This is a genomic window from Streptomyces sp. WMMC940, assembly GCF_027460265.1.
Classification (GTDB): domain Bacteria; phylum Actinomycetota; class Actinomycetes; order Streptomycetales; family Streptomycetaceae; genus Streptomyces.
Map to the genome: position 1 here is coordinate 6,294,106 of NZ_JAPZBC010000001.1, position 24,016 is coordinate 6,318,121.

Annotated in this window: 23 protein-coding genes and 1 pseudogene; 17 read left to right on the forward strand and 7 right to left on the reverse strand. The window is 74.0% G+C overall.

The genetic code is table 11. The annotated features are described in order from the left end of the window. Positions 1-36: 36 nt before the first annotated feature. Positions 37-873, reverse strand: coding sequence for a siderophore-interacting protein (locus tag O7595_RS27725; protein WP_269731324.1), 837 nt, complete (start codon positions 871-873; stop codon positions 37-39). Between the two features lie 47 nt (positions 874-920). Beyond that, a complete protein-coding gene (locus O7595_RS27730; protein ID WP_269732651.1) occupies positions 921-1,841 on the reverse strand; it encodes a 5'-3' exonuclease in 921 nt (306 codons plus the stop codon). Positions 1,842-1,983: 142 nt separating this feature from the next. Here O7595_RS27730 and O7595_RS27735 point away from each other — a divergent pair. The 3 genes and pseudogenes from O7595_RS27735 to O7595_RS27745 form a co-directional block, all read left to right on the forward strand. Further along, positions 1,984-2,256, forward strand: a pseudogene (locus O7595_RS27735) (glycine betaine ABC transporter substrate-binding protein); the annotation flags it as partial. Between the two features lie 156 nt (positions 2,257-2,412). Continuing rightward, positions 2,413-2,964: a helix-turn-helix domain-containing protein gene (locus O7595_RS27740; RefSeq protein WP_269731325.1), complete on the forward strand. Its 552-nt coding sequence runs from the start codon at positions 2,413-2,415 to the stop codon at positions 2,962-2,964. Further along, complete coding sequence (locus O7595_RS27745; protein ID WP_269731326.1) at positions 2,961-3,671, forward strand: helical backbone metal receptor; 711 nt, start codon at positions 2,961-2,963, stop codon at positions 3,669-3,671. The genes O7595_RS27740 and O7595_RS27745 overlap by 4 nt, the downstream gene beginning before the upstream one ends. Here the strand turns inward: O7595_RS27745 and O7595_RS27750 are convergent. Beyond that, positions 3,607-4,773 (reverse strand): C4-dicarboxylate ABC transporter, encoded by a 1,167-nt coding sequence (locus O7595_RS27750; RefSeq protein WP_269731327.1) that lies wholly within the window; start codon positions 4,771-4,773, stop codon positions 3,607-3,609. The two genes, O7595_RS27745 and O7595_RS27750, sit on opposite strands and share 65 nt — an antisense overlap. A 70-nt stretch (positions 4,774-4,843) precedes the next feature. Between O7595_RS27750 and O7595_RS27755 the strand changes: the two genes are divergently transcribed. Next, positions 4,844-5,767: a LysR family transcriptional regulator gene (locus O7595_RS27755; RefSeq protein WP_269731329.1), complete on the forward strand. Its 924-nt coding sequence runs from the start codon at positions 4,844-4,846 to the stop codon at positions 5,765-5,767. 67 nt (positions 5,768-5,834) lie between these two features. Here O7595_RS27755 and O7595_RS27760 read toward each other — a convergent pair whose 3' ends face one another. The 3 genes from O7595_RS27760 to O7595_RS27770 all read right to left on the reverse strand — a co-directional run bounded on the left by O7595_RS27760 (position 5,835) and on the right by O7595_RS27770 (position 9,379). Further along, positions 5,835-6,512, reverse strand: coding sequence for a gamma-glutamyl-gamma-aminobutyrate hydrolase family protein (locus tag O7595_RS27760; RefSeq protein WP_269731330.1), 678 nt, complete (start codon positions 6,510-6,512; stop codon positions 5,835-5,837). 297 nt (positions 6,513-6,809) lie between these two features. Beyond that, positions 6,810-8,261 carry an ethanolamine permease gene (gene eat, locus O7595_RS27765; RefSeq protein ID WP_269731331.1) on the reverse strand — a complete coding sequence of 484 codons (1,452 nt, stop codon included), beginning with the start codon at positions 8,259-8,261 and terminating at the stop codon, positions 6,810-6,812. Between the two features lie 389 nt (positions 8,262-8,650). Then, positions 8,651-9,379: a FadR/GntR family transcriptional regulator gene (locus O7595_RS27770; protein ID WP_269731332.1), complete on the reverse strand. Its 729-nt coding sequence runs from the start codon at positions 9,377-9,379 to the stop codon at positions 8,651-8,653. A gap of 78 nt (positions 9,380-9,457) precedes the next feature. On the opposite strand from O7595_RS27770, the gene O7595_RS27775 reads away from it, so the two are divergent. The 4 genes from O7595_RS27775 to O7595_RS27790 are packed head-to-tail and all read left to right on the forward strand — an operon-like array spanning position 9,458 to position 13,993. After that, a complete protein-coding gene (locus O7595_RS27775) occupies positions 9,458-10,822 on the forward strand; it encodes a glutamine synthetase family protein (RefSeq protein WP_269731333.1) in 1,365 nt (454 codons plus the stop codon). An 8-nt stretch (positions 10,823-10,830) separates the two neighbouring features. Then, entirely contained in the window at positions 10,831-12,201 is a 1,371-nt protein-coding gene (locus tag O7595_RS27780) for an aldehyde dehydrogenase family protein (RefSeq protein ID WP_269731334.1), read from the forward strand. 6 nt (positions 12,202-12,207) lie between these two features. After that, complete coding sequence (locus tag O7595_RS27785; RefSeq protein WP_269731335.1) at positions 12,208-13,002, forward strand: 3-oxoacyl-ACP reductase; 795 nt, start codon at positions 12,208-12,210, stop codon at positions 13,000-13,002. 31 nt (positions 13,003-13,033) lie between these two features. Beyond that, complete coding sequence (locus tag O7595_RS27790) at positions 13,034-13,993, forward strand: DUF2510 domain-containing protein (protein WP_269731336.1); 960 nt, start codon at positions 13,034-13,036, stop codon at positions 13,991-13,993. 111 nt (positions 13,994-14,104) lie between these two features. On the opposite strand, the gene O7595_RS27795 is transcribed toward O7595_RS27790, so the two are convergent. Then, positions 14,105-15,307: an amino acid deaminase/aldolase gene (locus tag O7595_RS27795; RefSeq protein ID WP_269731337.1), complete on the reverse strand. Its 1,203-nt coding sequence runs from the start codon at positions 15,305-15,307 to the stop codon at positions 14,105-14,107. A 1,163-nt stretch (positions 15,308-16,470) separates the two neighbouring features. On the opposite strand from O7595_RS27795, the gene O7595_RS27800 reads away from it, so the two are divergent. The 9 genes from O7595_RS27800 (at position 16,471) to O7595_RS27840 (ending at position 23,928) form a co-directional block, all read left to right on the forward strand. Continuing rightward, positions 16,471-17,253, forward strand: coding sequence for a hypothetical protein (locus O7595_RS27800; RefSeq protein ID WP_269732652.1), 783 nt, complete (start codon positions 16,471-16,473; stop codon positions 17,251-17,253). Then, positions 17,250-18,443, forward strand: coding sequence for a type VII secretion-associated serine protease mycosin (mycP, locus tag O7595_RS27805; RefSeq protein ID WP_269731338.1), 1,194 nt, complete (start codon positions 17,250-17,252; stop codon positions 18,441-18,443). The genes O7595_RS27800 and mycP overlap by 4 nt, the downstream gene beginning before the upstream one ends. A gap of 70 nt (positions 18,444-18,513) precedes the next feature. Further along, positions 18,514-19,251: an SseB family protein gene (locus O7595_RS27810; protein WP_269731339.1), complete on the forward strand. Its 738-nt coding sequence runs from the start codon at positions 18,514-18,516 to the stop codon at positions 19,249-19,251. Positions 19,252-19,274: 23 nt separating this feature from the next. Continuing rightward, positions 19,275-19,655: a DUF1844 domain-containing protein gene (locus tag O7595_RS27815; RefSeq protein ID WP_269731340.1), complete on the forward strand. Its 381-nt coding sequence runs from the start codon at positions 19,275-19,277 to the stop codon at positions 19,653-19,655. A gap of 356 nt (positions 19,656-20,011) precedes the next feature. Continuing rightward, positions 20,012-20,680 (forward strand): translation initiation factor IF-3, encoded by a 669-nt coding sequence (infC, locus tag O7595_RS27820; RefSeq protein WP_269731341.1) that lies wholly within the window; start codon positions 20,012-20,014, stop codon positions 20,678-20,680. Positions 20,681-20,783: 103 nt separating this feature from the next. Continuing rightward, entirely contained in the window at positions 20,784-20,978 is a 195-nt protein-coding gene (gene rpmI, locus O7595_RS27825) for a 50S ribosomal protein L35 (protein ID WP_017945471.1), read from the forward strand. A gap of 105 nt (positions 20,979-21,083) precedes the next feature. Further along, positions 21,084-21,470 (forward strand): 50S ribosomal protein L20, encoded by a 387-nt coding sequence (rplT, locus tag O7595_RS27830; protein ID WP_017945472.1) that lies wholly within the window; start codon positions 21,084-21,086, stop codon positions 21,468-21,470. 218 nt (positions 21,471-21,688) lie between these two features. Next, complete coding sequence (locus O7595_RS27835) at positions 21,689-22,579, forward strand: TrmH family RNA methyltransferase (protein ID WP_269731342.1); 891 nt, start codon at positions 21,689-21,691, stop codon at positions 22,577-22,579. Positions 22,580-22,809: 230 nt separating this feature from the next. Further along, complete coding sequence (locus O7595_RS27840) at positions 22,810-23,928, forward strand: sensor histidine kinase (RefSeq protein ID WP_269731343.1); 1,119 nt, start codon at positions 22,810-22,812, stop codon at positions 23,926-23,928. Positions 23,929-24,016 lie beyond the last annotated feature (88 nt).

A 24,016-nucleotide genomic window follows, 5' to 3' on the forward strand; every position in this document is an offset into this window, starting at 1 on the left:
GTCCCGCGCCGGTGGGCGCTCGTCCCGCCCGCGTGGTCAGTCCTCCTGCTCGCGCTCCACTTCCGCGTTCCAGTCGCGCTTGATCGCCCGCCAGGCCTCGTCGGACTTGCCCAGGCGCCAGTAGCCGGAGAGGGAAAGCCGCTCGCGCGGGACGCCCCGCTCCATCCGGAGGTGGCGGCGCAGTTCGCGTACCGCGCCCGCCTCGCCGTGGACGAACGCGTGCACGTCCCCTTCGGGGAACTCCAGTCCGCGCACCGCGGCGATCAGTGCCTCGCCGACGGGACGGGAGCCCCGGTGCAGCCAGGTGACGGTCACGCCGTCCGGGGTGGCGATCTTCTGCTCCTCCTCGGGACCGGCGATCTCGACGAAGGCGTGGACCCGTGCGCCCACCGGCATCTGCTCCAGCGAGGCGGCGATGGCCGGGAGCGCGCTCTCGTCGCCCGCGAGCAGATGCCAGTCCGCCGCCGGGTCGGGTGCGTAGCCGCCGCCGGGGCCCAGCAGCCGCACGGTCTCACCGGGCCGCACCGCGGCCGCCCACGGTCCCGCGAGTCCCTGGTCGCCGTGGACCACGAAGTCGATGACGAGCTCACGGTGCGCGGCGTCCCAGGAACGGACGGTGTACGTCCGGTTGCTCGGCCACTGGTCGCGGGGCAGTTCCTCGCGGATGCGGGCCATGTCGAACGGCTCGGGGTACGTCACTCCGGGCGCCGGGAAGACGACCTTCACATAGTGGTCGGTGAACCCCTGCGTGGCGAACGACGCCAGGCCCTCGCCGCCGAGGACGAGACGCACCATGTGCGGGGTGATCCGTTCCGTACGCAGGACCAGCGCCTCATGGACCTGCGGTGCCTTGCGGGCGGCTGTCTCTGCCACGGCGGTCTCCCCTGACTGTAGATGCTTAGGCTTGCCTAAGCTAACACCTAGTCGCGGGGGCTCGCGCTCGCCAGCTCCGTGCGCAGCCGGGCGACCGCCCTGCCGAGCCCCCAGCGCGCGGCCAGTTCCTCCAGCCCGGCCGGGTCGCGAGGCTCCCCGGGCAGAGCCGGATCGAAGGCGGGCAGGGGTACGTCGCCCGCCACCCGGACGACCTTGGGGGCGACCGCCACATAGGGACGCGACTCGTCCAGGCGCTTGCGCTGCGACGGCGTCAGCCCGGACGCGGGGTCGTCGACAGCGGCCATGATCCCGGCCAGGTCGCCGTACGCGGCCAGCAGCTTCGCCGCCGTCTTCTCGCCGATGCCCGGCACCCCGGGCAGCCCGTCGCTGGGGTCGCCGCGCAGCAGCGCCAGGTCCGCGTAGCCCGGGCCGTCCACGCCGTACTTCTCGCGGAGCACCGCCTCGTCGGTGGCCTGCATCATGCCCACGCCCTTCAGTGGGTAGAGCACGCGGATGCCGCGGGCGTCGTCCACGAGCTGGTACAGGTCGCGGTCGCCGGTCACGATGTCGACCGGGCCCGTCGCCCGCGCCGTGAGCGTGCCGATCACGTCGTCCGCCTCGTACCCCGCGACGCCGACCCGCGCGATGCCGAAAGCGTCCAGGACGTCCTCGATGACGGGGACCTGCGGCGACAGGGTGTCCGGGACCTCCTCCGCGTCCGGCCCCGCCTCGCTCTCCACCGCGACCCGGTGGGCCTTGTACGAGGGGATCAGCTCGACCCGCCAGTGCGGGCGCCAGTCCGCGTCCATGCAGGCCACCAGCTCGTCGGGACGGTGGTCCTGGACCAGCCGGGTGATGAACTCGAGCAGTCCGCGCACGGCGTTCACGGGCGTGCCGTCGGGGGCGCGCACGGAGTCCGGCACCCCGTAGTAGGCGCGGAAGTACAGGGAGGCGGTGTCGAGGAGCATCAGGCGTCGCGTCACAGTCCGAATGATGCCGTACGCCGCCGACAACACCCCGGCCCCGTGCCGACCGGACCCGGTCCGCCCGCCCGATCCGTCGCGGGCCCGCCGCGCACCGGGTGCTGCCCGCTCGGCCCGGCACGGCCGCAGCACCTACGACCTGAGGAAGCTGAAGGACCCGAAGGGTGCGTGGGGCGAGGGCGACTGCATCCACACCCTCGCCCGCAAGGGCCTCTCCGAGGAGAACCCGCGGGCCGGCAAGTGGCTCCAGGGTTCCAAGGCGACCGAGGCCCAGCTCACCGGCCTGGAGGCGAAGATCCAGGAGACCGGCAAGGGCGAGGGGCAGGACGCCGTCCGCGCCTGGCCGGCGGAGAATCCCGGTCTCGCCGACGAGCGGACGTGGGTGGCCGGGCCGGGGTGAACGGCTCGCAGCCGCAACAGACCGACCGAATCCCCCACCGGTGAGGACCCCGTCACATAACGTGGCGGGGTCCTCGTCGCCGCGGCAGGGGCGACGGAGGGTTGCCCGGGCCGGAACGTGCGTAAGGTACAGAGAGAGGAGGGAGGGACCTCAGCCATGGGAGACAAGGAAGCGCTCCGCGTGGGCTCCGCCGTCCGCCGAAGGCGCCGGGCCCTGGATCTGACGCTCGCCGCCGTCGCCGGGCGCAGCGGCCTGTCCGTGCCCTTCCTCAGCCAGATCGAGAACGAACGGGCCCGGCCCAGCATGCGGTCGCTGCACCGCGTCGCCGACGCACTGGAGACGACCGCCGCCGAACTGCTCGCCGCCGCCGACTCCTGCCGGGTCGTCGACGTCGTCCGCGCCGACGACACCGGCCTCGTCACCCGGCCGGGCGTGCGCCATCTGGTACGGGGTCACCACCAGCTCCACGCCGTCGAGTTCACCGGCGAGCAGGACGCCGGAGGCGAGCACCAGCACCGCAACGACGAGCTGATGTACGTGGCCGACGGCGGCGCCGAGGTCGAGGCCGAGGGCCGTGCCCATCGCCTGGAGAAGGGCGACACGCTCTTCCTCTCCGGCGGGGTGCTCCACCGCTGGCGGGCCACCCGCCCCGGCACCCGCCTCCTCGTCGTCGCCGTCGCCGACCACATCGAGGCCGTCGCACCGTGACCCGGGTCGTCTCGCTGGTGCCTTCGCTCACGGAGGCCATCGCGGTCAGCGCGCCCGGGCTGCTGGCCGGTGCCACGGACTGGTGCACCCGTCCCGCCGGACTCCGCGCCGCCAGGATCGGGGGCACGAAGAACCCCGACGTGGAGGCGGTGGTCGCGCTGCGGCCCGATCTCGTGGTCGCCAACGAGGAGGAGAACCGGGAACCCGACCTCGCCGTGCTGCGCGCCGCGGGGCTCGACGTGCTCGTCACCGAAGTGAGGACCCTGCCGCAGGCGTTCACCGAGCTGCAGCGGGTCCTGGACGCCTGCGGGGTGCCCCGTCCCCGGTGGCTCGACGACGCCGAGGCCGCCTGGGACGCCGTCGAGCCGCCGGCCGGGCCGCGCCGTGCGGTGGTGCCCGTCTGGCGGCGGCCCTGGATGGTCCTCGGCCGCGACACCTTCGCCGGCGACGTGCTCGCCCGGCTGGGCGTCGACAACGTCTACGCCGCGCACCCGGACCGCTATCCCCGGGTCCCGCTCGACGAGCTGAACGCCGCGGGAGCGGACCTGGTCGTACTCCCCGACGAGCCCTACCGCTTCACCGCGGACGACGGTCCGGAGGCCTTTCCGGGGATCCCCGCCGCGCTCGTCGACGGCCGCATGCTCACCTGGTACGGGCCGTCGCTGGCTGCGGCGCCCACGGCGCTGCGAGCAGCGCTCCGCGGGTGAGACCCCGCAGCGTGAGGATCCCGGTCACGGCCCAGGCCACGACCAGGAAGGCGTACAGCGCGGCCGCGGCCCACGCCGGAGCGGTCGCGCCCGAGCGCGCCGACAGCGCCGCCGCCCCCGTGACGCACGTGCCGACCGGGAACGTGAAGGCCCACCAGGTCATCGCGAACGGCATGCCCCGGCGGGCCGCCCGCGCCACCAGCGCCGCGGCCGGGAGGAGCCACAGCAGCGCGAGGCCGAGCGCGACGGTCCCGTAGCCGGTCGCGAAGGAGCCGAGGGCCGCCGCGTCGGCCGGTCCGACCGCCGAAGGGGCCGCGTCCGCCAGTTTGTGCACGGCGGTCGTGGACTGGCCGAGCGGGCCGAGCACGAGGAACAGGGCCGGCGTGAGGGCGAGCGGCGGCGGACCCTCACGGAGGAGCCGCAGGGTCACCAGCGGGAGGATCACGAGCACGGCGAGCAGGCTCACGGCGAACAGCCCGTAGCAGCCGAGCAGCGCGGCCCCGCGCCACGGTCCGGCGGGCACCCTGTCCACGAGGAGCGCGCCCAGCGTCGCCGCCACCATCGGGGCCACCACGGGCAGCAGCCACACCGGCGACGCGTCCCCCGCCCTCACCCCGCGCCGGGTGACGAGCAGATACGGAACCGCCACCGCGGCCGTCAGCCCGGTCAGCGTGCCGGCGGCGAACAGGGCCGTCGCCGTCAGAACCGCCGCGTGTTGGCCGATGACCCCGCCGCCGACCGTGAGCGAGCCGATGCCGACCGCGAGGAGCGCCATCGCCGTACAGCCCTGGAACGGGGCGACCGCGGGATCGAGGAGGTCGGCGCGCGCCTGGTCGCGGTGGCGCGCCCAGTGCGCGGCGCGCGCGAGCAGCACGGTGGCGAGCGCCAGCGCGGAGAGCACCCAGACCGCCCCGAGTACGTCCGGTGTTCCCGCGGGCCCCGCCGGCAGGGACGCCCCGGCGATGGCCACCGCGGCCGTGCCCATGACGGCGGAGTACCAGTTCGGCCCGAGCCGGCGCAGCGCCGGAGCGGGCCGCGGCGGGCGGACCGGGCCGGGCGGTACGGCGGGGGAGGAGGCGCGGGGATGGGCGACGGTGACCATGGCCCCACTCTGTGGTCCCGACGGGCCGCCCACCAGGCACACCGTCACTATGGCCCCATAAGCTGGCCTTATGAGCGAAGGAGAACGCGGGCCGGTGGCCCACCGGGTGCCCGACCTCGCGGCGTTGGAGCTGCTGCTCGCGGTCGCCCGGCACGGGAGCCTGGGGCGCGCCGCCCGTGAACTCGGCGTCACCCAGCCGGCGGCGAGCAGCCGGATCCGGTCCATGGAGAGGCAGTTGGGCGTCGCGCTGGTGGACCGCTCGCCGCGCGGCTCCCGGCTCACGGACGCGGGCGCGCTGGTCACGGACTGGGCCCGGCGGATCGTGGAGGCGGCCGAGGCGTTCGACGCCGGAGCGCAGGCGCTGCGTGACCGGCGCGACTCCCGGTTGAGGGTGGCCGCCAGCATGACCATCGCCGAGTACCTGCTGCCCGGCTGGCTGATCGCACTCCGCCAGGAACGCCCGGGCACCGCGGTGTCACTGCTCGCGGGCAACTCGGCGGCGGTGGCGGAGCGTCTGCTGCGCGGCGAGGCGGACCTCGGCTTCGTCGAGGGGCTGGCGGTGCCGGAGGGACTCGACGGCGCGGTCGTCGGCCACGACCGGCTCGTGGTCGTCGCGGCGCCGGGCCACGAGTGGGCGCGCCGGCGTTCGCCGCTGTCGCCGGAGAGGCTGGCCGCGACCCCGCTGGTGCTGCGCGAGCGCGGCTCGGGCACCCGGCAGGTGCTCGACTCGGCGCTCGCGGACCACGGCGGTCTCGCCGAGCCCCTGCTCGAACTCGCCTCCACGACGGCGGTGAAGGCGGCTGCCGTCAGCGGCGCCGGTCCCGCGGTCCTCAGCGAACTCGCCGTGACGGAGGAACTGGCGTCCCGCCGCCTCGTCCGCATCCCCGTCGAGGCGGTCCGCCTCCGCCGCGACCTCCGCGCCGTCTGGCCCCACGGCCACCGCCCCACGGGCCCGGCCCGCGACCTGCTGTCGCTGACGCGGTCCGGGGGTTGAGGACCGAGCGGGCCGGGAGCGTTCGCCGTCGGGTGCGGTGCGCTGGGGAGGCTCCCGTCGGGAGCGGTCAGGAGGCGGCGCGGACGAGGCCCGCCATGACGCGGGTGTCGTCGGCCATCTCCGGGTGCCACTGCACCCCGAGGACCCAGGCCGGGTCCGGGAGCTCTACGGCCTCCACGGTTCCGTCGTGCGCGTGCGCCGAGACGACGAGGCCGTCGCCGAGGCGGTCCACGGACTGGTGGTGGTACGTCGGAACCGGCGACTCCTCCGCCACCAGCGAGGCGTACCGCGTACCGGCGACCGGTGTCACGGCGTGCCGGCCGAAGACGCCGACGGCCTCCACGTGCCCGTCGAGGTGCTGGACGAGCGTGCCGCCGAGGGCGACGTTCAGCAGTTGCATCCCCCGGCAGATCCCGAGCAGCGGGGTGCCGGTGTCGATCGCCGCCCGGATCAGGGCCAGTTCCCAGGCGTCCCGCTCCCGGGCCGGAGGTCCGGTGCGGGGATGGGGTTCGGCCCCGTACCGGACGGGCTCGACATCGGGCCCGCCCGCGACGACCAGCCCGTCGAGCCGGGCCACGGTCGCGGCGGCCCGGCCGGGCTCGTCCGGCGGCAGCATCGCGGCGATGCCCCCGGCCGACTGGACGAGGCGCGGATAGCCGACGGGCAGCAGTGCGGCGGGCAGGCGCCACACGCCCCAGGAGGCGTCCTCCAGGTAGGTGCTGACGCCGATGAGCGGCTGGGTCACGGTCGCGGGTCCTCCGGTCGTGATGCGGTGGTTCGGTTGTCCGGTGGTGTGTGGACGTCCTGGTCCAGAAGTCCCTGACACGGGACCGCGGCCCCCATGGCCACGGTGTCGGACGCCCGGCCCCGGGGTGTGCGGCCACCGAGGTCGGGCCCGCCCGGGGCGCGGACACGAGGCCGGCCCCCTGACGCGGGAGCACGGCCGCCGTTACCGGGGTGCACGGCCCCCGGGATCCATGGTGCGGCGTCCGCGGTGCGGCGCCCGGATCGGCGGGCGGCCGCACCGCGGAACGCCGGCGCGTCAGTCGCGGACCAGTTCCGCCTCGGCCGCGGCGAGCGCCGCGAACTCCTCCTCCGGGGCACGGGCCACCAGACGCTTCCGACTGTAGAAGGCGAAGTAGGCGAGGGCGACGCCGTACACGGCGAGTGCGATGAACGCCGCGTCCTTGTCCACCAGGAAGGTCGCCACCAGCGCGGACAGCGCGAGGACGAAGGCGACGGACGAGGTCACCACACCGCCGGGGGTGCGGTACGGACGCGGCAGCTCCGGCTCGCGCCGCCGCAGCACGATGTGGGACAGCGCCATCAGGGCGTAGCTGATCGTCGCGCCGAAGACGGCGATGTTCAGCATCCGCGCCCCGTCCCCGGTGCCGGCGGCCAGCGCGAAGCCGATCGCGCCGGGGATCAGCAGGCCCAGGTACGGCGACTTGCGGCGGCTGGTCAGCGACAGGAAGCGGGGCAGGTAGCCCGCCCGGGACAGGGCGAACAGCTGGCGCGACCCGGCGTAGATCAGGGAGAAGAACGAGGCGACCAGGCCGGCGAGTCCGGCGTAGTTGACGAAGCGGCTCAGCGCGGTCGGGTCGCCGTCGCCCTGCAGTGCCACCACCAGCGGGTTGCCCGCCTCCTGGATCGCGGCCGAGCCGCGGGCACCGGTGGCGGCGAAGAAGGTGATCAGCGCCAGCAGCACCAGGATCGACATCGAGAGCGCGAGTGCCTTCGGCATGGACCGGACCGGGTCCTTGGCCTCCTCCGCGGCGAGCGGTACGCCTTCCACGCCGAGGAAGAACCACATGCCGAAGGGGAACGCGGCCCAGATGCCGAGCAGTCCGAACGGCAGCCAGGAGCTGGAGCCCACCGCGTCGTCGTCGACCGGGATGTCGTCGAGTCCGCTCACCTGGAAGTCGGTGAACGCCCCCGCGGCGAAGATCAGCAGCGCGGCGACGGCGATGACGGTGACGATCAGACTGAAGCGCAGCGCCTCGCCCACGCCCCACAGGTGTATGCCGATGAAGACGGCGAAGCAGGCGAGGTAGACGGGCCAGCCGGACTCCAGCCCGAAGAGCCCGAGTGACTCGACGTAGTCGCCGATGAAGATCGAGATGGCGGCAGGCGCCAGGATGTACTCGATGAGGATGGCCGTACCGGTGAGGAACCCGCCCCAGGTGCCGAGTGCCCGGCGCGCGAACCCGTAGCCGCCGCCCGCGGTCGGCAGGATGGCCGACAGCTCGGCGAGCGCGAAGACGAGGCAGGCGTACATCAGGCCCATCAGCACGGTGGCGGCGGCGAGTCCGCCGAAGCCACCCTTGGACAGGCCGATGTTCCAGCCGGAGAAGTCGCCGGAGACGACGTAGGCGACGCCGAGGCCGGTGAGCAGCAGCCAGCCCGCGCTGCCGCGGCGCAGGGTCCGGCGTTCGAGGTAGTTGTCCGGTGGGGTGTTGCCGCTCCCGGTGGTGTCGGTGTCTTCGAGCGTCATGGCAGAGCTCCCGCGTCGGGCCCAATGGAATGGAGCCATACCTTTGCGGTGGCGGTGGGGGAAACGCAAGACCCCTGCGTTACTTTCGGATTACGCCGTCCCGTTCCCGGCGGCGCGCGGCGGCGTACCCGGAGCGTGTCCGCGCCTCTTCCCGCCCGCCGCCGACGGCATGCCGGCCGGGCCTCGCCCGCCTGCCGCCGCCCCGCGCCGACCGTGCCGGGCGGGGGGTGCCCCCGGCCCTGGCGCGGCCCGTCCGGAGGGTGCCGGGGAGGCCGTCCCCGGGGTCCGTACCGGGCCCTGCCGCGTCCCTTGCCGGTGAGCCGCGCGGTGCTGCTCGCGCACGGGACTGCCTCCGGCGGAGCCCCTACGGGGAGGCCGTGCGGCGTGCCTCACGCGAGGAAGCCGCGCAGCAGCGCCGCCGTGCCCTCGCAGTGCTCCCGCATCACCTCGCGCGCCGCGTCCGCGTCGCCCTCCAGTACCGCCTCGACCAGCGCGACGTGCTGCTGCTGGGAGTGCTCCAGATTGCGCACGAGCAGCGGGATGCAGTCGAGCAGATCGTTCACGGCCGCCCGGACGGCCGCGTACTGCTTGGTCAGCGTGGGTGAGCCGGACAGCTCGGCGAGCGTGAGGTGGAGGAGCGTGTCGCACCGCCGGTAGTCGTCCAGGGGTGCGTCGTGCGTCGCCGTCAGCGCCGTGCGCAGCCGCCCGGCGCCCTCCTCGGAGAGTCCGTGCGCCGCGCACAGCCCCGCCGCGCCGACCTCCAGGACCTCGCGGAAGCGCAGCGTGTCCTCGACGTCCACGGCCGCGATCCGGCGGCGCAGCTCGCCCTCGCCCTCGGTGCGCGGGCGGTGCCGGACGAACGTTCCTCCATAGCGACCGCGCCGGCTCTCCACCAGGCCCTCCTCCTGGAGGACCTTGAGCACCTCGCGCAGCGTGACCCGGCTGATGCCCATGCGCTCGGCAAGTTCGCGCTCGGCGGGCAGCCGTTCGCCGCCGGGCACCAGTCCCAGCCGTACGACCTGCAGGATCTGTTCGAGGGCCTCCTCGAAGCCGTTGCCCCCGCGCACCGGCCGCAGCACGGACGTGAGCCGGTCCCCGGACTCGCTCTTCTCGACCACGTCGCGGTTTCCCCTTCCCAAGCAATGGTCTTCGGCAATACCTTATGGCTCCCGGCTGACCTTAGGAGGCGCTATCCCGTGGCAGACCGCACACCCCCGCTGAGCGTCGAGGAGCTGAGAGCCCTCGTCGCGAGCGGTGAGATCGACACCGTAGTCCTGGCCTTTCCCGACATGCAGGGCAGGCTCCAGGGCAAGCGGTTCGCCGCCCGGTTCTTCCTCGACGAGGTCCTGGAACACGGTACGGAGGGCTGCAACTACCTGCTCGCCGTCGACACCGAGATGAACACCGTGGACGGCTACGCCATGTCCTCGTGGGAGCGGGGCTACGGCGACTTCGCCATGCACCCCGATCCGGCCACACTGCGCCGTGTCCCGTGGAACGAGGGCACGGCCATGCTCATCGCCGACCTGGCGTGGAACGACGGAACCCCGGTCGTCGCCGCACCCCGCCAGATCCTGCGCCGCCAGCTGGAGCGCCTGGCCGAACACGGCTGGACCGCCCAGGTCGGCACCGAGCTGGAGTTCATCGTCTTCAAGGACACCTACGAGCAGGCCTGGGACCGCGGCTACCAGGGCCTCACCCCGGCCAACCAGTACAACATCGACTACTCGGTCCTCGGCACCGGCCGCATCGAGCCGCTGCTGCGCCGGATCCGCAACGAGATGGCCGCCGCCGGCCTGACCGTCGAGTCCGCCAAGGGCGAGTGCAACCCGGGCCAGCACGAGATCGTGTTCCGCTACGACGAAGCCCTCGTCACCTGCGACCAGCACGCGATCTACAAGACCGGGACCAAGGAGATCGCCGCCCAGGAAGGCGTCTCGATCACCTTCATGGCGAAGTACAACGAGCGCGAGGGCAACTCCTGCCACATCCACCTCTCCCTCGCGGACGCCGACGGCCGCAACGCCATGGCGGGCGACGGACCGTACGGAATGTCGCCGGTCATGCGGCACTTCCTCGCCGGGCAGCTGGCCGCCCTGCGCGACTTCTCCCTGCTGTACGCGCCGAACGTCAACTCGTACAAGCGGTTCCAGCCGGGCTCCTTCGCCCCGACCGCCGTCGCCTGGGGCAACGACAACCGGACCTGTGCGCTGCGCGTCGTCGGCCACGGACGCTCGATGCGCTTCGAGAACCGGCTGCCCGGCGGCGACGTCAACCCCCACCTCGCCGTCGCCGCCCTGGTCGCGGCCGGCCTGTACGGGATCGAACAGAAGCTGGAACTCCCCGAGGTCTGCACCGGCAACGCCTACGGCGCCGACTACGAGCACGTGCCGACCAGCCTCCGCGAGGCCGCCGAGCTCTGGGAGAACAGTCCCATCGCCAAGGCCGCCTTCGGGGACGAGGTCGTCGCCCACTACAGCAACATGGCCCGGGTCGAGCTCGAAGCCTTCGACGCCGCGGTGACCGACTGGGAGCTCCGCCGCTCCTTCGAACGCATGTGAGGCACCACTTGTCGCAACCGTACGCACTCGACGTGCTCAACCCGGCCACCGAGGAGGTCGTCGCCACCGTCCCCGGTGCGAACGCCGCCGACGTCGACGCCGCGGTGGGCCGGGCGGCGCGCGCCCAGCGCGCCTGGGCTGCCGCGGCCCCCGCCGACCGGGCCAGGCTGCTGCGCCGTTTCGCCGCCGTCGTCGACCACCATATCGAGGAACTCGCCCTGCTCGAGGTGCGCGAGGCCGGGCACACGCTCGGCAACGCCCGCTGGGAGGCCGGCAACGTCCGCGATCTGCTCGACTACTCCGCCGGCGGGGTGGAGCGGCTCACCGGCCGCCAGATCCCCGTGCCCGGGGGCATCGACCTGACCCTCCTCGAACCGCTCGGGGTCGTGGGCGTCATCGCACCCTGGAACTTCCCCATGCCGATCGCCGCCTGGGGCACCGCCCCCGCGCTCGCCGCCGGCAACGCCGTCGTCCTCAAACCCGCCGAGACGACCCCGCTGACCGCGCTGCGCCTTGCCGAACTAGCCCTGGAGGCGGGCCTTCCCGAGCACCTCTTCCAGGTGCTGCCCGGTCACGGCGCCGTCGCGGGCGACGCGCTGGTGCGCCACCCCGGCGTCGCCAAGATCGTCTTCACCGGCTCCACCCGGGTGGGCAAGCAGATCATGGCGCTCTGCGCCGAGCGTGTGAAGCGGGTGACCCTCGAACTCGGCGGCAAGAGCCCCAACATCGTCTTCGCCGACGCCGACATCGAGGCGGCGGCGGCCGCGGCACCGATGGCCTTCCTCGACAACAGCGGCCAGGACTGCTGCGCGCGCACCCGCATCCTCGTGCAGCGCCCGGTGTACGACGCCTTCCTCGACCGCCTCGCCCCGGCGCTGAAGTCGGTCGTCGTCGGCGACCCCGCGGACGAGGCCACGCAGATGGGCCCGCTCATCTCGCGCGCCCAGCTCGACCGCGTACGGGCGTACGTCACCGACGACCTCGCGACGGTCCGGGGCAGCGCCCCCGACGGCCCGGGCTTCTGGTTCCCGCCGACGCTCGTCACCGGTGTCGCCCCCGAGGCGCCCGTCGCCACCGAGGAGGTCTTCGGCCCCGTCGCCGTCGTGCTGCCCTTCGACGACGAGGACGACGCCGTACGCCTCGCCAACGCCACCGAGTACGGGCTCTCCGGGTCCATCTGGACGCGTGACGTCGGCCGGGCGCTGAGGGTCTCCGGGGCGGTCGCCGCGGGCAATCTGTCCGTCAACTCCCATTCCAGCGTCCGCTACTGGACCCCGTTCGGCGGTTACGGGCAGTCCGGCGTCGGCCGCGAACTCGGTCCCGACGCCCTCACCGCATTCACCGAGACCAAGAACGTCTTCATCAGCACGGAGGCCTGAGATCCCATGACCACTGCCCACAGCGACACCCCCGTCTGCCGCCGGCTCGTCGGCCGCACCGCCGTCATCACCGGCGCCGGCAGCGGCATCGGCCTGGCCGCCGCGCGCCGTCTCGCCTCCGAAGGAGCCCACGTCGTCTGCGGCGACATCGACGAGACCGCGGGCAAGACCGCCGCCGAGGAGGTAGGCGGGACCTTCGTGAAGGTGGACGTGACCGACGCCGAACAGGTCGAGGCGCTGTTCCGGACCGCCTTCGACACCTACGGCAGCGTCGACATCGCCTTCAACAACGCCGGCATCTCGCCACCCGACGACGACTCCATCCTGGAGACGGGACTGGACGCCTGGAAGCGGGTCCAGGAGGTCAATCTGACCTCCGTGTACCTGTGCTGCAAGGCGGCCATCCCCTATATGCAGCGCCAGGGCCGGGGCTCCATCATCAACACCGCGTCGTTCGTGGCCCGGATGGGCGCGGCGACCTCCCAGATCTCGTACACCGCGAGCAAGGGCGGGGTCCTCGCCATGTCCCGCGAGCTGGGCGTGCAGTTCGCCCGCGAGGGCATCAGGGTCAACGCCCTGTGCCCGGGACCGGTCAACACCCCGCTGCTGCAGGAGCTGTTCGCCAAGGACCCGGAGCGGGCGGCGCGCCGGCTGGTGCACATCCCCGTCGGCCGGTTCGCCGACGCGGAGGAGATCGCCGCGGCCGTGGCGTTCCTCGCCAGCGACGACTCCTCCTTCGTCAACGCCACCGACTTCCTCGTCGACGGCGGCATCTCGGGCGCGTACGTCACCCCTGTGTAGGGGCGTGCCCGACCCCTCATAGGGTGGCCGGATGAGCATGACGACCCCTCCCCCCACGCCTGGCGGCCTGGGGGGACCCCCGGGCTGGTACCCGGACCCCGGCACGCCGACCCACGAACGCTGGTGGGACGGCCGTGCCTGGACCGGGCACACCCGCACCGCCGGCGCCCCGCAGCCGCCGGCCGCCGCACCGGCCGTCACCGCGCCCGTGCCGCTCGCCGGCGCGGCCGGGCACGGCGGCATCGGCAAGGGGGCGATCGTCGCGCTCGTCACCGCCGGCGCGGTCCTCGTGGCCGCGATCGCCACCGGCGTCGTCCTCCTCGGCGAGGACGACGAACGAACGGCCCCGCAGTCCGCGCCGGCCGCCCCCTCGGCGCAGCCCTCCGCGACGGGGAACGTCCCGGAGCCGGGCCCGTCGGCCGCCGGCGACCCGGACGTCCTCGTCGACCAGCTCAACGGCATCTCCCTGCCGCTGCTCGACGGCTGGCAGAAGTCGAGCTCCGGCGTCGATCCGGTGCCGACCATGGTGACCGCCGGCTCCTACAAGTGCCCCGGTGACTCCGCCGAGTTCTGCCGCCACGGCACGGTGTCCTCCCGCACTGCCACGGTCACCAACGTGAAGTCGCCCGAGAAACTGGCCGGCCAGGACGTCGGCATCGCCGCGGACTGGGCGTACGACAACGACCGCGTCGGCAACCGTATCCACGGTGGCATCAAGGGGCACGAGTTGGTGAAGTCCGCTCCCGTCACGGTCGCCGGGCGCACCGGCCACGTGGTGCGCTGGCGGGTGACGACGGGCGCCGGCCCGGGCGGCTACGTCCAGTCCCTCGTCTTCCCCTCCGCCGTCGGCTCCGAATCGCTGATCATCGTCCGCTTCGCCTTCGACGCGGGGCCCTACGCCCCGCCACTCGCCGACATGGACCGGATCATCAAGGGCATCCGGCCGCTGACGGACGTCAGCGGGGGAGTCGGCTCCACGGTCGAGCCGTGAACGCCGGGCCCCCGGGCACCGCCGGGCCCCCGGGCACCGCCGGGCCCCCGGGCACCGCCGGGTCGCGGCCGTCCGGGTCATCGAGGCACCCGGGCCCTTCCGCCCGACGACTCAGAGGAACGTACGGCCCTCGCCCCGGTACGTCGGCACGGTGGCCGTCACCCGCTCCCCCTCGACCAGGTGCAGCGAGGCGAAGCGCTCGCACAGCTCCCCGGCCTTCGCGTGCCGGAACCACACCTTGTCGCCGATGAGGAGATCGTCCGCCGGCGGGCCCAGCAGCGGCGTCTGCACCTCGCCCGCCCCCTCCATCGGGTCGTAGCGGAGCCCTTCCGGCAGGTACGGCACCGGCAGCCGGTCCCGCCCGGCGGCGCCCGAAGCCGGGTAGCCGCCGCCGAGCACCGTCACCACGCCGACGCCCGGGCGGCGCACGACGGGCTGCGCGAACAACGCCGCGGGCCGCCCGCTGAACGACGTGTAGTCGTCGAAGAGCCTCGGCAGGTACAGGCCGGAGCCCGCGGCGATCTCCGTGACCGCGTCCTCCGCCGCCGTGTGCTGCACACTGCCGGTGCCGCCGCCGTTCACGAACTCCAGGTCCGGGGCCACCGAGCGCACCGCACGCACCACGTCCGCCCGCCGCCGCGCCAGCTCGCGCCGGGCCGCGGACTGCATCAGCCTGACCATCCGCGAGCGCAGCGGACTGCCCGCGACCGCGTCACCGACTCCCGCGACGTGACCCTCGTACGCCATCAGCCCCACCAGCCGGAACCCGGGGCGGGCGACGATCGCGCGGGCCAGCTCGGCCAGGTCCTCGGGGGCGCGCAGCGGCGAGCGCCGCGCACCGAAACGGATCCGGCCGCCCAGCAGACGCAGAGAGGTGTCCAGTTCCAGACAGATCCGGATCTCCTCGGTGCCGCCGTCCCGGGCGCGGTCGACCAGGTCCAGCTGCGCGGGGTCGTCGACCATGACCGTCACGACGCCCGCGAGCTTGGCGTCACCGGCCAGTTCGGCGAAACCGGCGCGGTCGGCGGACGGGTAGGCGAGGAGCACGTCGCCGAAACCCGCCCGGGCCAGCCAGATCGACTCCTCCAGCGTGTAGGACATGATCCCCGAGAAGCCGTCCTTCGCCAGCACCCGCTCGAGCAGCGCCCGGCACCGCACGGACTTGCTGGCCACCCGGACCGGCTTCCCGCCCGCGCGCCCGACCAGATCCGCCGCGTTGGCGTCGAACGCCTCCAGGTCCACGATGGCGAGGGGCGCGTCGAGGTGGGCGGTGGCCCGGTCGTACCGGGTCCTGAGAGCGGCACGGGGAGTCATGCGCAGAGCTTGCCAGACGGGTCTACCCGAGGGTAGGGGGACGTTCTGCGCAGATCCCCCGGGTGCCGCTGTCCCCATTCCCTTCCGGCGTGCGCCAGCCCGTAGAGTGAGGGGCGCGGCGACGAACGGGCCTGCCCCGAAAGGCGATCCGGCGGCGGTACGAGCACCAGGAAACGGGGGGGCGGATGAGCACCGAGGCGCAGCGCCCGCGTGTCCCCGCCCGCCCGTCCCGCGCCCCGCAGGTCCCGGCCCCCGCACCCGCCGAGACGACCATCCGGCTTCGTCCGGTCAAGGACTCCGTCCCGGACCCCCGCGCCGGCTCCGTCCCGCCGGCACCCCGCCCGCGCACCGCGCCCGCTGACGCCCCCTCAGCCCCCGCGCCCCGATCCCGCACGACCGCCACCACGGGCCACGCCGTCTCGATGTCCCCGGCCCGCGCTGCGAACGATCCGGCCCGCGCCGCGAACGATCCGGGCCGGGCCGGGGGCGAACCGGACGGGTCCGGAACGGGCTCGACCAGCTCGACCAGTTCGACCGGCTCAACCGGTCCCTCCGGTCCGACCGGCCCGGCTCCCGGGTCGGCGTCGCCCCGCCCGCCGCAGCCGTCGGCACCTCGGATCACGGGGAACGGCCCGAGCGCTCCGGCGCCCCGCGGGGCGGTCCCGGGCGCTTCCGCGGGCCGTCCCGCCCGGCCGTCCGTGCCCCCGTCTCCCGCCGGCCGCCAGGACGCTGCCGCGCCCCGTGCCGTGGAGGAGATACCTCCGCGCCCCCTCGCGCCGCCGCATGCCGGTGGTGCGCCCGGGACGTCCCCGGTACCCTCCGCCGGGCCCCTCGCGGCCGAGACGACCCCGGTACCCTCCGCCGGGCCCCTCGCGGCCGAGACGACCCCGGCGCCCTCCGCCCGGCCCCTCGCGCCCTCTGCGCCGCGGACGCCCCCGGCCCCGGCAGGAGTCCCGGCACCCGTGACGGCCACCGGACCCGGAGGGCCGCCGGCAGCCGCAGCTCCTTCCGCGCCGCCGTCTACCGCCCCGTACACCTCCCCGCCGTCACCCGCCCCGGCGGTCGGCGGGGCGGCGGGTGCCCCGGGCAGCCCCTGGCCGTGGAGTTCGCCCGGTGGTCCTCCGGGGCCCAGCGCGAGCCCCGTCCCCGAGACGCCCACCGAGATCACCACCCGGCTGCGGCCCGTCCGGGACCGGCACCCCGCCAGGACCGTGGGTGCCGTCGTCTGCCTCGTACTCGGGCTCGGGCTGATCGGCGGTGCGGTCACCGGAAGCTGGCTCGTGGACGACTCGGCCGCGTCGCCCGCCTCCCAGCCCCTCTACACCGACGCCCGTACGCTCTGGCACAGCGTCCCCGTCGACTCGCTCTTCCCGCGCACGATCAAGGGCGACGGCGCGGGGCCCGGCGGCGCCGACCGCGTGTGGACCCGGATCGCGGTCGCGCCCGACGGCCCGTGCACCGGCGCGTTCGACCCGTTGCTGCTCAAGGCGCTCCAGCCGGTCGGCTGCCTGCGCGTCCTCCGCGCCACCTACACCGACGCCACCGCCTCCAGCGTCACGACCGTCGGCATGGTCGTCACCGAGGCGGACCGGGACGGCATGGCGGCCCTGCGCAAGCGGTTCTCCGAGGAGGGGCTGGACGAGCGCACCGATCTGCTGCCCCGCGCATACGCGGTCCCCGGCACCGTCGCCGCGGGCTTCGGCGACCGCCAGCGGGCCAGCTGGACCGTCGTCGTGCTCACCGACGCGCCCGTCGTCGTCTTCGCCGTCTCCGGGTTCGCCGACGGCCGCCCCGTCGCCGACCCCATGCCCGCCGCCGAGGCCACGGTCCCCGGCGACGCGTCCGCCCCCGCCCAGGCCGGCCTCGGCCACGAGGCCAAGGGAATCGCGGACCGCATCGAGCGCGCCCTGCGCGAGTCCGCCACCCCACCGGAGCGCCCCGAATGACGGCAGCACGCCTCCGCACCCGCGCCACGACCCGACGGCTCCTGGGGACGGTGGCCACGGCCGTCGCGTTCTCGCTCGTCTCCGCCGCGCCCGCGCAGGCCGACGGGATCCGGGTCCGGCAGTGGGCCCTGGACGCCCTGCACACCGAGGACGCCTGGCGGACGACCAAGGGCGCGGGCATCACCGTCGCGGTGCTCGACACCGGGGTCGACGACAGCCATCCGGACCTGGAGGGCAGCGTCCTTCCCACGAAGGACCTCATCGGGTTCGGGGCGAAGCGGGGCGACCGCGCCTGGGCCCGGCACGGCACCGCGATGGCCGGGATCATCGCCGGGCACGGCCACGGTCCCGGCCGCGAGGACGGAGTGCTCGGAATCGCCCCCGAGGCCAGGATCCTGCCCGTGCGGGTGATCCTGGAAGGTGCCGACCCCGCCCGCAGCAAGGCGCGCAACACCCGTGGCACGGCCCTCGCCCGGGGAATCCGCTGGGCAGCCGACAACGGCGCCGACGTCATCAACCTCTCCCTCGGCGACGACAGCGAGTCCGCCCACCCCGACGCCGGTGAGGACGCCGCCGTGCAGTACGCCCTCGCCAAGGGCGCGGTCGTCGTCGCCTCGGCGGGCAACGGGGGCGAGAAGGGCGACCACATCTCGTACCCCGCCGCGTACCCCGGGGTCATCGCCGTCGCCGCCGTCGACCGCTTCGGCACCCACGCCTCCTTCTCCACCCGGCGCTGGTACGCCACGGTCAGCGCCCCGGGCGTCGACGTCGTCATCGCCGATCCCGACCGCAAGTACTACGAGGGCTGGGGCACCAGCGCGGCGTCCGCCTTCGTCTCCGGCGCGGTCGCGCTCGTCCGTGCCGCGCACCCCCGCCTCACTCCCGCCCAGATCAAGCGTCTCCTCGCCGACACCGCCAGGGGCGGCCCGAAGAACGGGCGCGACGACTCCAAGGGGTACGGCATCGTCGACCCGGCGGCCGCGATCGAGAAGGGCGGCGGGCAGGTACCCGGTGGCACCGACCCGAAGACCGCGTCCGTCCAGGGCCACCGCAAGCAGTACTTCGGCACGGGACCGGACGGCTCCTCGGCCGAGCCGGGCGGCGGCTGGCTGGCCCCGGTCACCGGTGGCCTCGGCGCGCTGCTGCTGGCCGCGGCGGTCGTGCTGTGGCGCGGCGGTCGCCGCGCCTGAACCCTGCCGGTACGCGCGGTGCGCCTCCCCGCCGTCCGGGGTACCACCGCCGACGAACTAGGCTCGTCGCGTGGCGCTCAAGAACCTCCCCGACTCCGGCTTCTCCGACGACGACGGCACCGCCGATCCGGCCCTGGAGGCGGCGCTCGCCGCGTGGGCCCGGGACCGGACGGCCGAGGGGCCCGTGCTGGAGGCGCTCAAGGGCGCCCGGCTCCTCGTCCCCGTCGTCGCCGTGCTCGGGGAGGTCGAGGAGGACGAGTCGGGGCTGAGGCGCGAGAAGACCAGCGACATGGCGGTCCCCACGCTGACGGCGGGGAACCGCCGCGCCCTGCCCGCCTTCACGTCGACCGCCGCGCTCTCCCTGTGGGACCCGCAGGCCAGGCCCGTCGCCGTGCCCCTGCACCAGGCCCTCCAGGCGGCCGCCCACGAGAAGGCCGACACCGTGGTCCTGGACCTCGCCGGTCCGGTGCCGTACGAGCTGACCGGCCGTGCGCTGCTCGCCCTGGCCGAGGGGCGTACCAGCACCGACCCGCTGGCCGACCCGGCCGTCGCCCGGGCGGTACGGGCCGTGGTGGCGGCCGAGCCGGCGGTGCTGCGCGCCCATCTCGGCCCCGGCAACGCCGACGGCACGCTCGCGCTCGTCCTCGACGACGGGGCCGGCGCGTCCCCTTCCGAGGCCGCACAGCGCGTCGCCCGCGCCCTGGCCGCCGACGAGACGCTCAGGGCCCGGCTGGTGCGCGGACTCGACCTCGCGCTGCTGCCCGCGTCGGCGGTGCCGCCGGGAGCGCCCCTGTACGTGAGGGCCTGAGGGCACCGCCTATCGTGTGCTCCATGAGTGACGCGACCCCCACCCCCGAGCCGCCCGCGGGCGAGCAGGCTCCCGACTTCGCCGCCATGACCCGCGACATCGCGGAGGTCCCCGCGGTCGAGGTGATCGTCACGGTCGCGGTGAACCTGATGAGCGCCGCCGCGGTGAAGCTGGGACTCACCGAGGACGGCGACGAGCACAAGGACCTGGACGAGGCCCGGAAGCTGGTCCACGCGCTGGCCGGCCTCCTCGACGCGGGCGCCACGGAGATCAGCTCCTTCCACGCGGCACCGCTGCGGGACGGGCTGAAGTCCCTCCAGCTGGCCTTCCGTGAGGCATCGATCGTCCCGGACGAGCCGGGCCGGGGCCCGGGCGAGAAATACACCGGGCCGGTCCACGGCTAGCCGGCCCCGCCGGCCCGGCGGCGCGTCCGCCGCCCCGCGCGCCCGTGGTCCGCGCGGCCTGGCCGTCCTCCGGTTCGCCCCTTCGGGCCGGAGCTGCTAACCTTGAGCAACGACCGGTCGGACACGTGTGTGCCCGACCCACAAGTGGAGGCTCCGATCTCCCACCTGGCCACCCTCGCGGGCGGCGGGTCACCGGTCAGACGGCGCCCATCGTTCCGTACGGACGATGGAGCCGTCCGAAGCAGCGCCCCGCGGCTGACGCGGCGGTGTTCCGGTATCCGAGGAGCCCCGCCTGTGTCCCGTCGGGGCGTTTTTGTTGCACCGGCGCGGTTGGTCCGTACAGAAACAGACGTTGCGTGGCTGTCCGCCAGACCGCCGCGTGGTGCTACCGAGGAGGATCCATCAGCGCCGAGCCCCGCATCAACGACCGGATTCGCGTTCCCGAGGTGCGACTTGTCGGTCCCAGCGGCGAGCAGGTCGGGATTGTTCCGCTTGCCAAGGCCCTGGAGCTTGCGCAGGAGTACGACCTCGACCTCGTCGAGGTGGCGGCGAACGCCCGTCCGCCGGTCTGCAAGCTCATGGACTACGGGAAGTTCAAGTACGAGTCGGCCATGAAGGCCCGTGAGGCGCGCAAGAACCAGGCGCACACGGTCATCAAGGAGATGAAGCTCCGGCCGAAGATCGACCCGCACGACTACGACACCAAGAAGGGTCACGTCGTCCGGTTCCTCAAGCAGGGCGACAAGGTCAAGATCACGATCATGTTCCGTGGTCGCGAGCAGTCCCGGCCGGAGCTCGGCTACCGGCTGCTGCAGCGACTGGCGGAGGACGTCCAGGACCTCGGTTTCGTGGAGTCGAACCCGAAGCAGGACGGCCGCAACATGATCATGGTTCTCGGTCCGCACAAGAAGAAGACCGAGGCGATGGCCGAGGCCCGTGAGGCGCAGGCCGCCCGCAAGGCGGAGCGCCAGGGGGACCGGTCCGCCCAGACCGCGGCCACTCCCGAAGAGCCCGCCGAGGCCTGATTCCGGGGCGCCTGTCCCGGACATCAACCGATACATCTGACGCTTTCGCCTGCCGGTTTACGACCGGCGACGAAAGCGCCACTGACGAGGAGAGAACGGCGCGATGCCGAAGAACAAGACGCACAGCGGTGCCAAGAAGCGCTTCAAGATCACCGGCTCCGGCAAGGTGCTCCGTGAGCGCGCCGGCAAGCGCCACCTGCTCGAGCGCAAGTCGTCCAAGCTGACGCGTCGCCTCACCGGCAACGCCGAGATGGCCCCGGGTGACGCCGCCAAGATCAAGAAGATGCTGGGCATCTGATTGACCTCGCGCCCTCGGTGACCGGGGGCTTCCGGGCAAGACCGGGACCAATTCGTTTCCGGGCCGTGTGAGGACAACCACGGCCCCGCTACAAGGAGTCAAAAAGTGGCACGCGTCAAGCGGGCAGTCAACGCCCACAAGAAGCGCCGGGCGATCCTCGAGCAGGCCAGCGGTTACCGCGGTCAGCGTTCCCGCCTGTACCGCAAGGCGAAGGAGCAGGTCACCCACTCCCTCGTCTACAACTACAACGACCGCAAGAAGCGCAAGGGCGACTTCCGCCAGCTGTGGATCCAGCGCATCAACGCCGCCGCCCGCGCGAACGGCATCACCTACAACCGCTTCATCCAGGGTCTGAAGGCGGCCAACGTCGAGGTGGACCGCAAGATCCTGGCCGAGCTCGCGGTCAACGACGCCAACGCGTTCGCCGCGCTCGTCGAGGTGGCCCAGAAGGCCCTCCCGAGCGACGTCAACGCCCCGAAGGCCGCGGCCTGACGGTCGCGTCCCACCGGACGACAACCCGGACCCGCAGGCCGACGGTCTGCGGGTCCGAGTGTGTTCCGGACGGGCACGCGAGGGCTCCGTACCACCGCACCGCACGGCACCGCCTCGCACCGGACCGAACGCGCCGCACCGCACGGCACCGCCCTGCACCGGACCGAACGCGCCGCCGACCGCGCACCGCGGAACGCCACAAGGAAGTGAGAGCCCCCATGGGGACCCCCGAGCTGATCTCCCCGCGGTCTGCGCGGGTCGTCGCCGCGCGACGGCTCGCCAAGCGGAACTTCCGCTCCAAGGAGCGGCTCTTCCTCGCCGAGGGACCGCAGGCCGTGCGTGAGGCGGTCGCGCACCGGGGCGGCGACGGCCTCCCGACGCTCGTCGAACTCTTCACCACCGTCGAGGCCGCCGAGCGCTACGCGGACATCGTCGACGCGGCCCGCGCCACCGGGGCCCGGATCCACCTCGCACCCGACACCGTGCTCGCGGAGGTCTCCCAGACCGTGACGCCACAGGGCCTCGTCGGAGTCTGCCGCTTCCTCGACTCGCCGTTCGAGGACATCCTGGCCGCCCGTCCGAGGCTCGTGGCCGTGCTGGCGCACGTGCGCGACCCCGGGAACGCCGGCACGGTGCTGCGCTGCGCGGACGCGGCCGGTGCCGACGCGGTCGTGCTCACCGACGCCTCGGTGGACCTCTACAACCCCAAGTCGGTCCGGGCCTCGGTCGGCTCGCTCTTCCATCTGCCCGTCGCGGTCGGCGTCCCCGTCGAGCAGGCCGTCAGCGGGCTGGGGGCGGCGGGCGTGCGCGTCCTGGCCGCCGACGGCGCCGGCGAGGACGACCTGGACGACGAGCTCGACGCCGGGACCATGTCCGGGCCGACCGCGTGGATCTTCGGCAACGAGGCGTGGGGCCTCCCCGAGGAGACCCGGGCACTCGCCGACGCCGTCGTTCGCGTGCCGATCCACGGCAAGGCCGAGAGCCTCAACCTCGCCACGGCCGCCGCGGTCTGCCTCTACGCCTCCGCACGGGCCCAGCGCGCCCCAGGCGGCTGCAGCGCCGCCACCGGCCGTCGGGACGGGTCCGCCGGTCCCTCGGGGACCGTCTGATCCGGTCCGCCGGCCCGAGGTACCGGCCGTGGCCGCGAGTACGACCGCCCGGCGACGCCGGGCACTCCGCGCGGACGGCGCCGCTCTTCGGCCACGCGCCCGCCACCCGGGGGCCGTGCGCCGGCCGACGTCGACCGCCGGTGGACGCAGGGTGTCGCTCCGTCACCGTCGACTAGTAGGGTGACGGGCTCGGGGACCCACTGCACCGGTTCGAGAGGTGGGGTACGGGGATGACTGTCGGCACCAGCGGGCCGTCCGAGGCGTTCCTGGCATCGGCACGCGCCGGGGACGGCGCGGGTCCGGGCATCGGCCCGGACGACCTCCCCGACGGCCTCGTCGTCGCCGACGAGGACGGCCGGATCATCTGCTTCAACGCCGCCGCCGCGCGCATCACCGCCGTGCCCGCCGACCGCGCCCTCGGCCGGCCGCTGGAGCACGTGCTGCCCCTGGAGGATTTGAAGGGCCGCCGCTGGTGGTCGCTCACCGATCCGTACGGCGGCCTCGCCACCCGGGTCGGCCAGCCCGAGCGCAATCTGCTGCTGCCGGGCGGCCGCGAGGTCCTGGTCTCCGCCCGCTACGTACGGGAGGCGCCCACGGGCCCCGTGCGCCGGGTCGTCGTCAGCGTCCGCGGCACCGAGGCGCGCCGCCGCACCGAGCGCAGCCACGCCGAGCTGATCGCCACCGTCGCCCATGAACTGCGCTCCCCGCTGACCTCCGTCAAGGGGTTCACCGCCACCCTGCTCGCCAAGTGGGAGCGCTTCACCGACGACCAGAAGCGGCTGATGCTGGAGACCGTCGACGCCGACGCCAACCGAGTGACCCGGCTCATCGCGGAGCTCCTCGACATCTCGCGCATCGACTCCGGCCGGCTGGAGGTACGGCGCCAGCCCGTCGACGTCGCCGCCGCCGTCGGCCGCCACGTCCAGGCGTACACCGCGGGCGGCCAGTCCCCGGACCGTTTCTTCGTCCGCGTCCACCACGACCTGCCCGAGTTGTGGGCGGACCCCGACAAGATCGACCAGGTTCTCGGCAACCTCCTCGAAAATGCGGTGCGCCACGGAGACGGAACGGTCACCATCGAGGTGGCACCCGCGTCCGGCAGCAGCGAGGAGAAGGGAACGGTCGTCACCGTGAGCGACGAAGGCCCCGGCATCCCAGAGGAGTCGATGGGCCGTGTCTTCACCCGCTTCTGGCGGGGGAGCAAGCGCGGTGGCACCGGTCTCGGCCTGTACATCGTGAAGGGCATCGTCGAGGCGCACGGCGGGACGATCACCGTGGGCCGCGGCCCGGGCGGCGGCGCGGAGTTCCGATTTACGTTGCCCGTGGGCACGCCCGCCTATCTCACCTGATAGGCACCCCGGCGGCCCACGGGCTCATTCGCGTAGCGTCACCCCGCTAAACTCGTCCTTTGGCACCTTTGCGTCCTCGGTCGTCGAG